The organism is Saccharibacillus endophyticus (assembly GCF_013185185.1).
GTDB lineage: Bacteria > Bacillota > Bacilli > Paenibacillales > Paenibacillaceae > Saccharibacillus > Saccharibacillus endophyticus.
On sequence record NZ_JAAZWE010000001.1, the window covers coordinates 277,832 to 293,792 of the forward strand.

Consider the following 15,961-nt stretch of genomic DNA (forward strand, 5'->3'; position numbering starts at 1 on the left):
GAACAAAATGTAAGATTCAGGGAGGGAAACGGTTTTGTGGAATGAGACGTTTTTTAGGGAGCCCGGAGCGGAATATCGGATTCATCCGTTTTGGTTCTGGAACGGCGAGATGGAGCCTGACCAGATCGTCCATCAGATCGAAGAGATGCATGAAAAGGGAGTCGGAGGCTTCTTTGTTTGCCCGCGTCAAGGACTGAAGATTTCTTATTTATCAAGCGTTTGGTTCGACCGGGTTCGTCTGGCCGTACGCGAAGCCGAAGCGCGCGGCATGCAGGTGTGGTTGTACGACGAATATCCGTATCCGAGCGGCATGGCCGGAGGCGAGGTGCTGCTGGATTATCCCGAAGCCAATCAGCGTCCGCTCGGGCATCGGCATATCCAAGTAAAACCGGGCGAACAGGCACAGCTTGAACTACCCTGGGGACGGATTCTGTACGCGAAGGCAGTACCGATAGACGGCGAAGGCCGCATGTTATGGGAAAAAGCGGTCGAGCTCCGAAGCTATATCGGTAATGTGCAAAACGAACAGGTGTATCAGGAAACGGGACTGACCAGCTATAATCGCAAACGCTTTTTCACTTACGGAACGGCGTTTCGGCTGGATTGGACCGCGCCTGCGGGGGAAGAGTCGGAGTGGGAGATTACCGTGTTTCAGGAGGAGGAGATCGGCGACTTCAAATATTACGGAGGATTCGTCGATCCTTGCCACCGGGAAGCGATGAGCCGGTTTATCGAGTTGACGCATGAGCGGTACAAGGCGGAGATGGGCGAAACGTTCGGACAAACGGTCAAAGGGATTTTCACGGACGAAATCGCGCCGCTCGGTCATCTGCCGTGGTCGCCTCGCCTGCCGGAATTTTTCGAACGCCGCTGTGGATACGAATTGAAGGAAGCGCTTCCTGCTTTGCTGGATTATCGCTACCCGGACGCCGCGCGGATACGCTACGACTACTTCCAAAGCCTGCATCTGCTGCTGGGCGAGTCGTATCACAAACAGGTGGGCGATTGGTGCGAACAGGCGGGCATCCAGTACGCGTCGGAAGTGCCGGGCGTGCGCATGACGGCGCAGCGGTTCAGCCATATGCCGGGCGGCGATTCCGCGCATGAGAAAACGGGCCGCTCGCTGGAATGGATACTGGATCGCTACGGCGGCCGCATGCGCGACAATCCGAAGATGGTCAGCTCGCTGGCCCGGCAGCTGGATCGCCCGCGCAATCTGTCCGAGTGCTTCCACAGCGTCGGCTGGTCGATGACGCTTCAGGACGCCAAATGGATGATCGACCGGATGGCCGCGATGGGCACCAACTTTTACAACTTCCATGCCTTCTTCTACACGATCGGCGGCCTGACCAAGCACGATGCGCCGCCTTCGCAGTTTTTGCAAAATCCGTACTGGGCGCATTTTCGGCAGCTCGGCGATTATGTCGGACGTGTCAGCTATCTGATGAGCGAGGGAGAAGCGTATATTCCCGTGGCGCTGCTTGATCCGACGACGACGTTTTGGAGCTTGATGGGCAATCCGCTGCACGGTTTTGCTTACGGCGGGGAGAGTGAAGAGGAGCGTGAGAAGCTGGAACGATTGATCGCCGATTGGAAAGCGATCAGCTCGCAGCTGCTCAAGTCGCGCCGCGATTACGACCACCTCGATCCCGAACTGCTGTCGGAAGCGGATGTGTCGGACGGAGTCATCGCGATCGGAAAAGCCCGCTACGAAGTGTTGGTGCTGCCGCCGCTGCTCAATCTGGAAGCCGCGGCGTGGGAAAAGGTGCAGCGGTTCGCGAACGCGGGCGGAACGGTGATCAGTGTGGGACTTTTGCCTGCGCAAAATATTCAACCGGGCAGTCCGGCAGAAGATCAAGCGGCAGATTTTTTCGGGGTGAACGGCCAAGCAGGGTCGTCTTATTGGGAAAACGGAGCGGCGACGGAGTCAAAGTCGAAGCTTGACGCCGCCCCCGGACAGATTGAAAAAAGCTTTACCGAACAAGCTGCCGGGCGTTCGGCCTTTATTCCTTCATGCGGTTCCGCAGGCGGAGAAGCCGCTGCGAGAATGCTGATCGAACTGTTGGATGTCGTGCTCCCGAAGCCTGTTCGCTGGGAATCGGAAACGCCGTGCGAGACCGTATTGATGCAGCTTCGGCGGCTGCCTGGCGATGCGAACGAATCTTCCTGCTTTGCGGTTTTTCTTTCCAATCAGGAGGATCGGCAGGAGCAGGCGCGACTTATGGTCGATCCTAAGCGGCTCTGGCCGGAAGCGAGCTTCGGTGCCGATTCTTGTCTTCGGGTCGAACAGTTGGATCTGGAAACAGGAAAAGCGATAACGCTCGCGACTCTACGGGAAGAAAAGGAATCGCTTTGGTCGCTGCCGCTTCCTCTTGCGCCCTATGAAGCTAAAACCTTACGTTTATCGATCGCAAACACGTCAGCGAGCGTGGACGCAGACTCGACTCGGCAGCCGTCTATAGACCTTTTTGCGGCTAAGATCAGACCTTCAATAGAAGGCCCGTGGCAGATCCGTACAGTCCGGCCCAATGTACTTCGAATCGGGGAATTCCGTTTGCAAGCCGGGGATGTCGAAGGTGTTTTTTTGGATAAAGAAGGCTCTTCAGTCAAGCCGTTTATCGACCAGGTGGCGGATTCTACGGGTCGAAGCCGTGTTCCGCTTGCATTCGGGCAGGAATTCGGCACGCCGAAACGCTCTTCCGTTCATTATCCGATCGAAGCCGTTTATAGCGCCGTTTTCGAAGTTGATCCGCAGGTCGTGCAAACAGATATGGTCTTATTCATGGATGCGGAAGCCGTTTCGGGAACATGGACGATGGAGCTGAACGGGTACCGTTTGCGCAAAGAAAATTTCAGCGTGCTTGAGGTGAACGATCACCGGAATATCGCCTGTGATATGCAAGGATACATGCGAGCGGGAGAAAATAAACTGGTCATCCATGTACGGATCGAACGCGACGAGGACGGCCTGGTTGATCCGCTGTATATTAGAGGAGCCTTCGGCGTAGCGCTTCAAGCTTCGGCTCCGCCGAAACTCGCGCCTGAGCCGGATTCGGCCATGAGGATCGCACCCGAACCGCTGCCTGCTTATCCTTACTATGCAGGCGAGATGCGATATCGTCGAATGTTCGATCCGGAAGAATGCAGCGAAGGGATCGAACGGGGTTCGGATCTTCAAGCTGAACGTCGATTCGAATTGGAACTGGACGGTTGGAAGATTCAAGATGTAGCCGAGGTACTCGTTAACGGGCAAAGTCTTGGGGTACGCTGTTGGTCGCCGTATCGTTGGGCAGGGATGTTGAGCGATCTACGACCGGGTATGAACGAATTGGAGGTTCGGGTTACCAACACGCTGATCGGCCAACTGGAAGGGACCTATTTCGACGCGGACGAACATCGTCTATTGAACGTATTGGATCGAACGCGGTCAACGTAATCGGAAGTCGGACTCCGCCTGTGCGTTGACCGAATGCATCAGAAGCCAAAACGAAAGGAGCTGAAGGTTATTCGTTATTTTCATAAACACGACGTAATCGCCGAACGGGTAAACGATTCTATTCCTGCGGTACTGAACGCGATCGCCCAGCGGTATATCGGGGAGCATCCGCAGCACGGCGTTCAGCTTCGGATTCATCGCCAAGACGGATTCCGCCGCACCGGCGATTACCGATACGAGATGGACTTGGATCGCCGTTGGCCGAATGCCAAAGCCGGTCAGTATGTTAACGTATGGGGCAAGCTATGGAGCGAGCAAGATACCGTGCTGAATACCGGTTTGAATTGCCAAAGTCCCGTCACGATCTACGCTAACGAAGACGAAGTGTTCAAATCGGAGCTGCTTCAGGAGTTGTTCCCCGAACGGCGAACCGCGATTCCTTTGCCGGTTCGGCAGGGATGGAACGATATCGTGCTGCGCTTTGTGAAAACGGAAGTCGGATTCGGCGGTACGTACGGAACGGGATCGTTCAAAAACTTCCCGTTACATTTTTTGACGCCGGGACCGGATCGCGAAGGAGAAGAAGGTTGGTTGTATTCCGAACCATTTGATGAAGAAGAAGGATTGAGGCTGCCGGATCGCCATATGCACGAAGCGGACACCGGATTGTCCTGGTTCCCGCGCCGGCAATGGAGCGAAGCGGAATCGAAAGCCGGGAATTTCGGACGTATTTTTGGCGAAAAACAAACGTCAGGTACCGTCTACGCTTGGTCGCGCTTGGAAAGACTGCGTCCGAGTGCCGAACCGATCATATTGGAAGGCCGGCATGACGGAACATTGACTTTGTATGCGAACGGTATTCAAGTTTATGCGTCACCCGACAGCAGTACGTTCCGGATTGAATTGCAAAATATTCAAAGCGGAATTGATCTGATCGCTTGCAGCCGAACCCCCGCTGCGGACGCAGAACCGAACCATACAGATCTCGCTGTGGCAAATGTATCCGCTATAACATGGGGCTTCCGCTTGGATGATCCGCAGGTCGGCGCTTGGCGTCTGCGTTTGCCGCACCAAGTTGCCGGTTATGCCGGAAAATGGCTGTATGCCGGCGTGTTCCCGAAGGGGCGCGAGCCTGATCCGAGCCGAATGATCACCACGAGCCGCGTGTTCGACGACGGGGTTTTCGGAACTTATTGGCAGGCCGATCTGCCGGGAGGAGCCATTCGTCCGTTTTTGGAAAACACCCATTACGGCAAATGGAACTATCCGCTCGGCGTCACGCTGTTGGGACTGCTTCGCGTCGGACGGGAGCTGAATCGTCCGGCGTACATCCATTACACGCTGGATCATATCGGACTCAGCAGCTCGTTGGACCGCTATGCGCTATGGGATCGTCAGACCTACGGAGCGGCAGGCGTCAACAATCAATTGTCGGCAATCGACAGTCTGGACGACTGCGGTTCGTTCGGTGCCACGATGCTCGAAGCGATGGAACACGGCGATATCCCGGACGGACGCGCCGTAGCCGATCGCATCGCCCGTTATATGGCGGAAGATCAGGAACGTTTGCCGGACGGGGCTTTTTACCGGGTGCGGGGCAGCGGAGAAACGAGGCAGGAGACGATGTGGTGCGACGATCTGTATATGAGCACGCCGTTCCTGATGCGCTATGGCCGCTTGACGGGCGAACATGCTCACTGGGACGATGCGATCAATCAATTCTTGCGTTTTCGCGACTATCTGTTCCTGCCGGAGCAGGGCATCATGTCCCATGTGTACGACTTCGTTCGCGGCCGCGCCACCGGGATTCCGTGGGGACGGGGCAACGGTTGGGTGCTATTTTCGCTGACCGAGCTGCTGACCGTCTTACCTGAAGAGCATGAACGTCGAGAGGAGCTGTTAGCCTTTTACCGCGAGCTGTGTCGAGGTTCTCTGGCGCTGCAAGGCGAAAACGGATTATGGCATCAAGTGTTGGATCGAACCGATTCTTATGAAGAGACGTCCTGCACCTCCATGTTCGTGTATGCTTTCGCGCGCGGCATCCGGTTGGGCTGGCTCGAAGAGCCGGAAGCTTATCTGGACTCGGTTCGAAAAGCCTGGGAAGGCATGACGCGCATCTCGATCGATTGGAAAGGCAATATTTACGGCGTATGCCGAGGTTCCGGTTATTCGTTCACGGCACTCTATTACCGGGACGATCTGGGTTGGAATTTGAACGATACGCACGGGATAGGGATCGTTTTGTTGGCGGGAACGGAGCTGCTGCGGTTAAAACGCGAGCTGCCTGATTTACCGGATGATAAAACAGAGAGTGCTCATCGCGGAATCGGTACAGCTGCTCAAGTTTAATCGTCCGATTGAGCTTTACAAGGTTTGATTTCTAACGAATAGGAAGCGGCTGCCGGGTATCACGGTCAGCCGCTTTTCGGCGTGATTTTACTTTTAGCGTTGACAAGGCAGTGGGCGGATGGAAGCAGCGAATATACAGTGATAAAGTAATAATGAATTAGATTTTTTGTCTGCTCCAAACTTACATTGCCGAAAAATCAATGTACAGCGCTTAAATATTTTGATTTTCACGTTACGTTGCCGTTTTGGCAATGAAGCTTTCGAAAAGACTTGAATTACAGCTGTACGTTGCTTAAAAAGCAATCTGCCTACTATTTTAATCCGCTCGACTCCAACAGATCGCTAAAGTACCGAATGTCCGACTATCCAGTAGCTTGAACGCATTCCATTTAAGGTTTTCGAAGGGCGTAACCTAACATCTTAAGCGGTCAAGGCACTGGCGGGAGAAGGATGGAGTATACTAATAAGCATGAGAGATGTACAAATCCAGAAAATCGAATCGCTATGATTACGAGTTGAAAAGGTGAATGTATTGAATATTTCGTCCCTGATCGAACGTCTGCGAAGCTTCGATATCCGACTTGAACGCGGTTTGACGACCGAAGAGCTGCTGCGAGCGGAACAGACTTATGAGATCCGTTTTCCGCCCGATCTGCGCGAGTTGCTGCAGCAGGCGCTTCCCTATGGCGAATCTTTTCCCGACTGGCGAAATTTTTCCGCGCGCAACGTCAAATCGATTCGGGAAAGCTTGAACTGGCCGCTGGACGGGTTATTGTTCGATGTCGAGAATAATCGTTTCTGGCCGGAACGCTGGGGCCCAAGGCCGCAGCAGTTGGAGCAAGCCAAATCCGCAGCCAAAAAGCATTTCGAACATGTGCCGAAGCTTATTCCCGTCAGAGGACATCGATACCTGCCGGCAACGCCGTATGAAGCGGGGAATCCGGTTTTTTCGGTGCACCAGACCGATGTTATTCCTTACGGTGAGAATTTGGCGGACTACTTCGAAATCGAGTACCGCCATAAGCTTTATGAAGAGATGAATTTCGAACGAATCAAGCCGATCGATTTTTGGGGAGAACTCGGATGGTCGGACGAGGTATAGGGATAAGCGATCTGGAAAAAGGAGAAGCGAACATGCAGATTACGTTGAGTTTGGCCGGCGTTGAAGACGCGAATACGATCCATGCGATGCAGATTCATTCTTTTGCCCCGCTGTTGGAAAAGTATCAGGATACAAGCACCAGCCCAGCGCTGCAATCCGTCGAACATATTCGCGAACGGATTGAACAGCCTGCGACGGACTACTATATCATTCGCTGCGATGCTGAGACCGTAGGCGCGATTCGGATCGTGCGCAAAGAACAGTTTAACCGGGTCAGTCCCGTGTTCGTTTTACCGGAGTATCAGGGACGCGGTATCGCCAGAGCGGCGTTCGCGTTAGCCGAAGCGCATTACCCGGATGTTCGGCAATGGGAGCTGGATACCGTTTTGCAGGAGAAAGGGAATTGTCATCTGTACGAGTCGCTCGGCTATCGGCGTTACGGAGAAAAGAAGGCGATTAATCAGCGCATGACGCTGATCTTTTATGAAAAAGAAATCGTGCGCTGAGAAACGCTGCAATAAAAAGGAGGTGCGCGGCATGAACGGGGAACTGCATCAACTGCTGCTTCTGGCGGCGAACGCCAATCGATACCTACATATGAACGAATATCGACCGCTTGACGGCTTCGGCGATCATCAAGTGTTCAATCTTGCTTTTTACGATCAAGACGGGCATTCGATTTCAACCGTGCTCAAGACAAATCCCGTAAAAAGCTGGATAAAAGACTTGAAAAAAAGAGTCTGCCGAGGCGTGTTGGTAATTCAGGCCGACACAGCCGGAAAAGAACGGGAAAGCAGCGGATTTATCGGCGGAGGACGCAGATGGATAATGGTTGCGCGATTCGACGGGTTCGACGAGCATTGGTCCGCGCACTGGCAGTTGGGACAACGAGCGCCGACCACGCGCTGGGATATCGATTATCGCTGCCGTCGAACAACCTCTATCGCAATCGACCCGAATACGTATAACCTCGATGAGTCTAAGCGTCGATTGGAGCAGGCATTGACGAATATCGGACAACTGGCGCATGAGATCGGGGAAGAGCATTGGAAAGTAAACTTTTTCGACGCCGCATTAGGCATTCTGGAAGGATCGACTTCGTTCAAACGAGAATTGCCGGAAAGCTATTCGGAACAAGCCCAACGCGTATTCGCGGCCGTGTATCGGTGCTGGGTGTTCGGCGGCATGGGCTCCTGGAACGACGTTCCGCCTTACTCCGCGCATGAACACGGCAAGTCCGCCGAGTTCGACGCGTATTCGGATATTTTGTACAATGCGATGCAGAATGCGCTCGAAGCGGCAGTTAACGAAGCAGCAGTTATCCGATATGGAGAATCCAAATGACGCATTCGACGCGAAAAATAACCGTACAGGATCAGGAATATCGATATGCGTTACGCAACCGTTACGAGAACGGAAAGAATTTCGTGTCGCTGAAAATATTCGAAGCGCGGCGCCGGGACGGCGGGTGCGAATTTCGGTTTCGTACATGGGACGATCCTGTGTCGGGAAGTCCTTTAATGGTAGGAGTCGACCTGACTCGAAAGACGGACGAGGGAGTCGAACGTTGGAATATGCATCATCCGGCTCGGGTGCGTGACCTTTTGCTGTACGCGTTAGAGCAAGGTTGGAACGGTCGGCATGCACAGATCTTCAGCGACGGCGTTGCCGTTTTGAACAGATTAGGTTGGGAGGCGGATTGTTTGAGACCGGAATTCCGAGAAACCGAAAGACGCGAACCGGAAGTGGGCCGATTGATCTCCGCAACATTCGGGAGCAAACCGGACAATTTGGAGCAAATGACGTTCGGCCATCGGAACGTCGTATATCGGGCGGACGTCGAAGGTCGGTCGTTTATCGTCAGAACCAATGCAGATCGATCCGTCATGCGCCGCACGGCCGACAATATGACTGATCTGCGCGAGTTGGGCATTCCTGTTCCGAGGATCGTAGCGTATGACATCGAAGGTACGGACTATCCGTTTTCCTATATCATTCTGGAAGAGATTTCTGGCCGGGACCTGCGTTACGAACTGCCCGACATGACGGAAGAGCAGATGACGGCTGTCGCGGAAAAAGTCGTTTCGTTTCAACGCAGCGTCCGACGGATTCCGCGCGGCGAAGGCTACGGCTGGCGACCGATCGGGGAAAAAGGGCTTTTCGATTCGTGGCAGCAATTGATCGCACTGGATCGGGAAGATAATTTTCGTCAAAGCGGAGATATCGTCGGCGCTGAGCTGATGAGCAAGCTGGATCGAAGATTGGAGCTGCTGCATCCTTATTTTGCGGAGGTCGAGCCGATCTGCTTTCTTGACGATCTGACGATTAAAAACGTGATTGTGGAAAAAGGAGATTTGCGCGGCGTAGTTGATTTCGACGTCGTGTGCTACGGCGATCCGCTGTATTTTATCGCGCTGACGCAAACGGCGATTTTGTGCGATATCGGCGAGGAGCGGCTTTTTTACGCGGAAGAGTTGTGTCGGGCAATGGAGCTGGATGAGCGGCAGCGGCGGATCGTGGACGTGTATTCGGCTTTGTTCGTAGGTTCGTTTTTGGAATATGGCCGGGAAAACGAAGACGAGGCGGCGGAGCAGCGGTTATTGTCGTATATGGGGAAATGGCTTGAATAGCTGAGATTGATGGTGAAGCTTTAACATTGTTGACGTTTCGCACACATTTTCTTTCAAAATCGCCAACTTTTAAAAAAATGTTGACGTTACGTCAACAAACTTCGAGTGTTACGCCTATTTTAAGCGGATACGAGCAAATAGTTCTTTCCCATGCTTTTTTTCATTTCAGATTCATTTAAGCCACCTCTCTTATCATAAGCTCATCACAGAACAAGAAGAGGTGAGCTTCCCATGATGAGAGCAGACGAATCGATTCCGATCCAATCCAAAAAGAAGCGCAGATGGCCGATCATTGTACTGGTAATCGTACTTGCACTCGGCACCATCCTATACAGCTTGGCGAACCGTTACTTGATTCCGCACGTCGAAGTTGCCGTCGTGGACAGCACGTTGAACTCAAGCAGCGGGGACGGAGGAAGCTCGGGCACGACCGATGTCGTCACAGCCGCAGCCGAAGCGAACGCCGCGTCCGACGATTGGAGCTACAGCAGCGACGACGTGGATATCAGCATCGACAAAGTCGTCACCGGCAGCGGGTCCAATCAGATCACGTATTACGTCGCCGACGTGGTGCTCCAAGACGCAACTGACCTCAAAACAGCGCTCGCAGGCAACAGCTTCGGAACCAACATCACCGACACGACGTCGAACATCGCTTCAAACGCGGGCGCGATCCTGGCGATCAACGGCGACTACTACGGCTTCCGCGACGACGGGGTTATCATCCGCAACGGAACGCTGTACCGCGACGAACCGACCCGCGACGGCGTGGCATTGATGGACGACGGCACGATGCAGACCTACGACGAGACGACCACTTCCTCCTCCGAATTGCTGGAATCCGGCGCGCTTAACACTTTGTCATTCGGTCCGATTCTCGTGCAAAACGGAGAGATCGCCGGAGACTTCAGCAGCGTCAGCATCGACAAAAACTTCGGCAACCGCTCGATCCAGGACGCCAACCCGCGCACCGCGATCGGCATGATCTCCGCCAACCATTACGTGTTCGTCGTCGTCGACGGCCGTTCGAGCGACAGCCGCGGGATGACGCTGGACGAGCTGGCGAGCGTCATGCAGGGGCTCGGCGCGACCGAAGCGTACAACCTCGACGGCGGCGGTTCCTCGACGATGTATTTCATGGGCCGGGTCGTCAACAATCCGCAGGGCGAGAACAAAGAACGCGGCGTCAGCGATATCCTGTATGTCAGCGAGGGGGAATAAGCCATGACCATTCTGATCCCCTCCTACGAACCCGACGTCCGTTTGCTCAATCTGATCGTCAAGCTGCAAGAGTACGGTCCGGGCGATATCGTCATCGTCGACGACGGCAGCGGTCCGGCTTACCGGGGCATTTTCGATTCGGCAAAAGCCTACGGCTGCACGGTGCTGACGCATACGCATAATCTGGGCAAAGGCTGCGCGCTCAAAACCGGTTTCCGCCATATCCGAGAATGGGATTCGCAAGAAGCCGTGATCTGCGCCGACAGCGACGGACAGCATCTGCCGCATGATATCAAGCGCGTCGTCGACGCGATCCAGCTCCATCCGTCGGCGGGCATGGTGCTCGGCAGCCGCAAGTTCACGGGCACCGTGCCGCTGCGCAGCCGTTTCGGCAACAGCGTAACCCGAGGCGTGTTCGCGGTCGCGACCGGCAGCAAGGTGTACGACACCCAGACCGGACTGCGCGGATTTCCGCATCATATGCTGGATTGGTTGTGCGAGATTCCGGGCGACCGTTTCGAGTACGAGATGAATATGCTGCTTGCGGCACGGCGCGAAGGGTACGCGATCCGCGAAGTGTTTATCGAGACGGTGTACCTGGAAGAAAACAAATCGTCGCATTTCCGCCCGCTGGTCGACTCGATGCGGATTTACCTGCCGATCCTGGCGTTCAGCGCATCGTCCGCCGCTTCGGCGATTATCGACTTCACGCTGCTGTTCCTTTTCCAATACATGACGCATAATTTATTCTTCTCCGTCGTGGCCGCAAGGCTGTGCAGTTCGATCTTCAACTACTCGATGAACCGCAAATACGTCTTCGGCGGCAAAAACGCGGCGAAAGTTCGCAAGTCGATGCCGAAGTATTTCTCGTTAGTGGTATTGGTGCTGCTGCTCAATTACGGATTGCTGTACTTCTATAACGAACAGTTGATTTTACCGCTAGCGGTGGCGAAGATTTTGACCGAGGTGTCGATTTTCGTATTCAGTTTCTGGGCGCAGCGGCGGTTCGTGTATTGAGGGTGCATTGAAACACAAGCTTCTCCGGCTGCCCGTCGGAGGAGCTTTTTGCGTGATGCGTCGATTTAACAAACGATTTTGTTTTTGAAGCGTTTATAATAAGGAACAAGATATTTATGGGCAAAAGAATGGAGGACGGATCAATGAGCGAAAAAAGAAAAATGTGGATATGGCTGCTGATTCCGTTTCTGTACGGAGCACTATCTTTCGTATTATCTTGGGTTGTTCCTCCGCTTGTGGCACAGATCGTGTTCGGTGCTTTTTGGCTATGGGTCGGCATGCGATTCGCGCGTTTGAGCGGCAGTTCGATCAAAAACTTCGTATGGGGAAACAGTTTGTGGTTGATCTCGTTTTTGCTATTGATATGGCAATTCGTGCTGGTGGAAGATGAGAACCGGAATATGGCGATCGCCGCCGTCAGTCAAAACTATATGCTGTCTTTTGTTCTGTCGGGTGCTTGGATATACCGGTTATTCGATACAACCATAATTCAAACTACGCCTATCATGATCTTGGCTTACACCGTCATGTTTGCGGTGTTCGCGATCGGGTTCGTGTGGGGAAAAATCAAAAAGAAAACGCAAGTCGAACATGTCTGACGACTTGTCTGAATAGGAGGCAGTATGAGAAGAAAAATTCAAGTTCTATTCGTGGCGGCCTGCGCCGCCATGATCGTAAGTGCCTGCGCCGATCCATCGTTCGAAACAGAACCGTCAACGGCTTCTTCAACGTCCGATACAACGGAAAAAACGGAAAAGCAGCTAAATGAAACCCCGTTAGCCAATAACAATACGCCCGAGATGACTTCCGGCGTGAATATCGATTGGGACGATATCGACAGTCCGCTTTGGAACGAAGAGATGCGGGAAGAGCTCGAAACCGTTCTGCATGCAATCGTCGATAAAGACGCGGAAGCGTTAAATAAGGGTTTGGGTCCCGATGTACAAGGCGTTTTCGATTACATGCTCCAAAACGAATACGATTTTCAAGAAGTGAGCTCGATTCATGAGGAATACGGAAAAGTTCTGGTTCAGGTGGGTTCTATATTGGGATTGGAAGGCGAAACGCCCAAGCCGTACAATTGCACGTTTTATTTCGAGCAGGATGAAACGGGAGAATGGCGAATTGTTTCGATAGACTGAAGCTGAATGCAGTATCAGCATTACAGAATGAGATAGGAGACTATGATGAGATGGACCACTTAATCACCTACTACAGCGCCTTCGACGAATGGGGCAGATTACAGCGCGAACCGCTCGAATTCACCATTAACCTTCACCACATCTTTGCACACCTGCCCACTGCGGGCCGCATCCTGGACAACGGAGCCGGACCCGGTCAATATTCAATGGCGCTGGCCGAAAAAGGCTACTGCATGACGCTGACCGATTTGACGCCGAGGTTGGTCGAGATCGCGGAAGCGAAAGCAAACGACCTCGGCCTGCACGGCAGCTTCGACGGTTTCCATACCCGAGATGCCCGCGATCTGGACGGACTTCCGGACGAGCGCTTCGACGCAGCTTTGCTGCTCGGCCCGATGTACCATCTGCAAGAGGAAAAAGATCGCGTCCGCGCCATTCAAGAACTGCATCGCGTGACGAAGCCCGGCGCGACCGTGTTTGTGGCATTCATGCCTCGAACCGCTTTTTTACGCACATCACTGGCTCAGCCGAATAACTGGAAACCCAATCATACGGCTGAAGGATTGGACCGATTGATGACCGCAGGCGCTTTTGACCATGCCGACGAAGGACGATTCACGGGCGCTTATTATTTCGGCGTGAGCGAGATTGCCCCTTTCATGCACGCGCAGGGTTTTGAAAGTATCAAAACCATCGCATCCAGCAGCGTTGCAGGCGCGATAACACCCGAGCAATGGGACTACTGGCGCCAGCGCGGCGAGGAAGAGTTCAACCGAGTCGTGCAGCATCTCATCGACGTATCGGACGACCCGCATATTTTAGGCATGTCGCCGCATGTGCTTTACATCGGAAGACGAACATAGAGCCTGCGCAAATTGCAGCAACCGTACAAGCAAAAAAAGCGTAAACAAGAACCCGGGAACGTCTCCGGGTTTTTGTTTTGCGGCGTGTCCGATTTATGCAGGATTTCCGCTGCAAAACGAGAAGTACATACGATTGATAACGCTACCAAATAACGATCAAGGAGGATCGTCATGATTGCCTACCATCGTTTGAGAGAAGCTATACTGCGGGTAGAACGTCGACCGAATGATTTGACCGGAGCCGCGATTACGCCGGAGAAGCTGGAGCAGATCCGCTCTTCGCAACATCTGCGGGAACTGTTGGACGAGATCCGGGCGGAGGCGACGCTTGGCGTAACCGAGCCGCTACCTTCACTGGATTTCGATGTGTTCAAAACGTTTCACGAAAAGGGCACTCGTCTGGAATACGAACAACCGTATTTCCGTCGTCGCGCACGCTTGTTATCCCTTTCGCTTGCTTTGCTGATCGACGGGGATGACGAGTATCGGACCGCTTTGCAGCGAACGGTCTGGGAGATTTGCGGGGAGTACAGTTGGGCGATTTCCGCTCATTTGCCTTATGGCGCGGACGAAGCGGGAGAGGATCGACTTCCGCCTGACCGCATTGTCGATCTGTTCGCCGCCGAGACTGCCCATGCGTTGGCGGAAATGTTGACGCTGGTGGGCGATCAGCTGCATCCTTGGATCGTGCAGCGGGTTCGCGGCGAGATCGAACGCCGGGTATTCGAGCCGACTTTCCGGAATGAACGGCCGTTCTTCTGGTTCTCGGCGGATCACAATTGGTCGGCTGTCTGCGCGGGGGCGGTCGGCATGGCAGCGATGCTGTTGATTGAAGATCGCGAGCGGCTGGCCTGGGCGCAAGCCAAAATTGCTGATGCGATGGACAGTTTCCTGTCCGGTTACGGCGACGACGGCTGCTGCATGGAAGGCGCCGGTTATTGGACGTACGGCTTCGGCTATTACGTCTATTGGGCGGAAGTGCTGCATACTTACACAGACGGTCAACTGGATTTGCTGCAAAACGGCAAGGTACGCCGAATAGCCGAATATGCGGGCAGCGTGGCACTGACTTTACCCGCCTGCGTGAATTACTCGGATTGTTCGTCGGAGATTCGCCTGCATCCGGGGTTGATCAGCCGCCTGCAAATCCGAATCGGAATCAGTGCGCCGGTCGTCGTCAAGCCCCCTTCTTTCCATGACGATCATTGTTACCGTTGGCCGCATCAGGTACGCAATCTGCTCTGGTCGGAAGAGCAAACGGTCGAGGAAGTTCCGCCGTCCGGAACGATTCGTTTCCCGGATGCGGGTTGGGTGATCGACAAGCGGAGTACGTCGGCCGGATTATTTGCTTTTTCGGCTAAAGGCGGAACCAATGACGAACCGCATAATCATAACGATCTGGGACACTTTATCGTGCATGCGGCGGGGGAGACGCTGCTTGCGGATCTGGGACCGGGCATGTACACGCAGGAATACTTCAGCACTGCCAGATATGAACATCTGCATACCTCGTCGCTCGGACATTCGGTTCCCGTCGTGAACGGCTGCGTGCAAGAAAGCGGGAAAAGGCACCGGTCCGAGATTATCCGCAGCGTAAGCAATGGCGATCGTCTGCATTTTGACCTGGATCTGACGCAAGCGTATGGAAAAGCAGCAGGTCTGTCGTCGTATATTCGGCACTTTACCTGGACATGCCAAGGCGGCGTGCCGTCTGCCGTATTGGAAGTTCGGGACGTGTTCGAATTCGTAACGGAAAAGGCAGATCCGGAATCCAGGTTGGCCGAGGTACGTTTAGCGGCAGCCGACGAAGCACGTTTGCAAGAAGACGGACACCCGCTGATCGAGGACGAATCGGCTCCGCTGACGGAAGGAGGCTCCGGGCACCGCGTAACCGAACATTTTATCAGCCTATATCGTCCGGAAACCGAGCCGGGTTCGATCATCTGGCAGGGCGAGCAAGGTCGGGCTGAATTGCAATATGATCCGGCATGCTTCGAAGTAGTCGTGGAGGAGCTGGATACGCGTAAGCACTTGGGTGAAAAGCAGCAAGTTTACCGAACGGCACTCGTAGCCACTCGATTAAAACGCAGATTCGTTGCCGAATGGACGCTGCGCTGTTCGACCAAGCAGGAGAAGCATCATCCTGAGGGTGAAGTGGCATCTTCCATCTAATATTAGTTATAATGAAACGGTCAATAAAC

The 15,961-nt window shown here is 53.9% G+C and carries 12 protein-coding genes; all 12 read left to right on the forward strand.

Going from position 1 to position 15,961, the window contains the following annotated elements; genetic code table 11:
- The first annotated feature begins 34 nt into the window (after positions 1 to 34).
- The 12 genes from HRQ63_RS01370 (at position 35) to HRQ63_RS01425 (ending at position 15,932) form a co-directional block, all read left to right on the forward strand.
- Entirely contained in the window at positions 35 to 3,436 is a 3,402-nt protein-coding gene (locus HRQ63_RS01370) for a glycosyl hydrolase (RefSeq protein WP_172238008.1), read from the forward strand.
- A gap of 33 nt (positions 3,437 to 3,469) precedes the next feature.
- The gene (locus HRQ63_RS01375; protein WP_172238011.1) at positions 3,470 to 5,785 is read left to right on the forward strand and encodes a glycoside hydrolase family 88/105 protein; all 2,316 of its coding nucleotides are present in this window, start codon (positions 3,470 to 3,472) and stop codon (positions 5,783 to 5,785) included.
- A 523-nt stretch (positions 5,786 to 6,308) separates the two neighbouring features.
- Positions 6,309 to 6,887 carry an SMI1/KNR4 family protein gene (locus HRQ63_RS01380; RefSeq protein ID WP_229714034.1) on the forward strand — a complete coding sequence of 193 codons (579 nt, stop codon included), beginning with the start codon at positions 6,309 to 6,311 and terminating at the stop codon, positions 6,885 to 6,887.
- 32 nt (positions 6,888 to 6,919) lie between these two features.
- Entirely contained in the window at positions 6,920 to 7,393 is a 474-nt protein-coding gene (locus tag HRQ63_RS01385; protein ID WP_172238014.1) for a GNAT family N-acetyltransferase, read from the forward strand.
- A gap of 31 nt (positions 7,394 to 7,424) precedes the next feature.
- Positions 7,425 to 8,231, forward strand: coding sequence for a hypothetical protein (locus HRQ63_RS25720; RefSeq protein ID WP_216673815.1), 807 nt, complete (start codon positions 7,425 to 7,427; stop codon positions 8,229 to 8,231).
- Positions 8,228 to 9,517 carry a phosphotransferase family protein gene (locus HRQ63_RS01395; RefSeq protein ID WP_172238017.1) on the forward strand — a complete coding sequence of 430 codons (1,290 nt, stop codon included), beginning with the start codon at positions 8,228 to 8,230 and terminating at the stop codon, positions 9,515 to 9,517. Before HRQ63_RS25720 ends, HRQ63_RS01395 begins: the two co-directional genes overlap by 4 nt.
- A 231-nt stretch (positions 9,518 to 9,748) precedes the next feature.
- A complete protein-coding gene (locus HRQ63_RS01400; RefSeq protein ID WP_229714035.1) occupies positions 9,749 to 10,738 on the forward strand; it encodes a phosphodiester glycosidase family protein in 990 nt (329 codons plus the stop codon).
- 3 nt (positions 10,739 to 10,741) lie between these two features.
- Positions 10,742 to 11,755, forward strand: coding sequence for a bifunctional glycosyltransferase family 2/GtrA family protein (locus HRQ63_RS01405; protein ID WP_172238020.1), 1,014 nt, complete (start codon positions 10,742 to 10,744; stop codon positions 11,753 to 11,755).
- A gap of 143 nt (positions 11,756 to 11,898) precedes the next feature.
- On the forward strand, positions 11,899 to 12,354 hold the full coding sequence (locus HRQ63_RS01410) for a hypothetical protein (protein ID WP_172238023.1): 456 nt from the start codon (positions 11,899 to 11,901) through the stop codon (positions 12,352 to 12,354).
- Between the two features lie 24 nt (positions 12,355 to 12,378).
- Entirely contained in the window at positions 12,379 to 12,897 is a 519-nt protein-coding gene (locus HRQ63_RS01415) for a hypothetical protein (protein ID WP_172238027.1), read from the forward strand.
- Positions 12,898 to 12,947: 50 nt separating this feature from the next.
- Complete coding sequence (locus HRQ63_RS01420; RefSeq protein ID WP_172238030.1) at positions 12,948 to 13,760, forward strand: class I SAM-dependent methyltransferase; 813 nt, start codon at positions 12,948 to 12,950, stop codon at positions 13,758 to 13,760.
- A 171-nt stretch (positions 13,761 to 13,931) separates the two neighbouring features.
- Entirely contained in the window at positions 13,932 to 15,932 is a 2,001-nt protein-coding gene (locus HRQ63_RS01425) for a heparinase II/III family protein (protein WP_172238033.1), read from the forward strand.
- Positions 15,933 to 15,961: the final 29 nt, after the last annotated feature.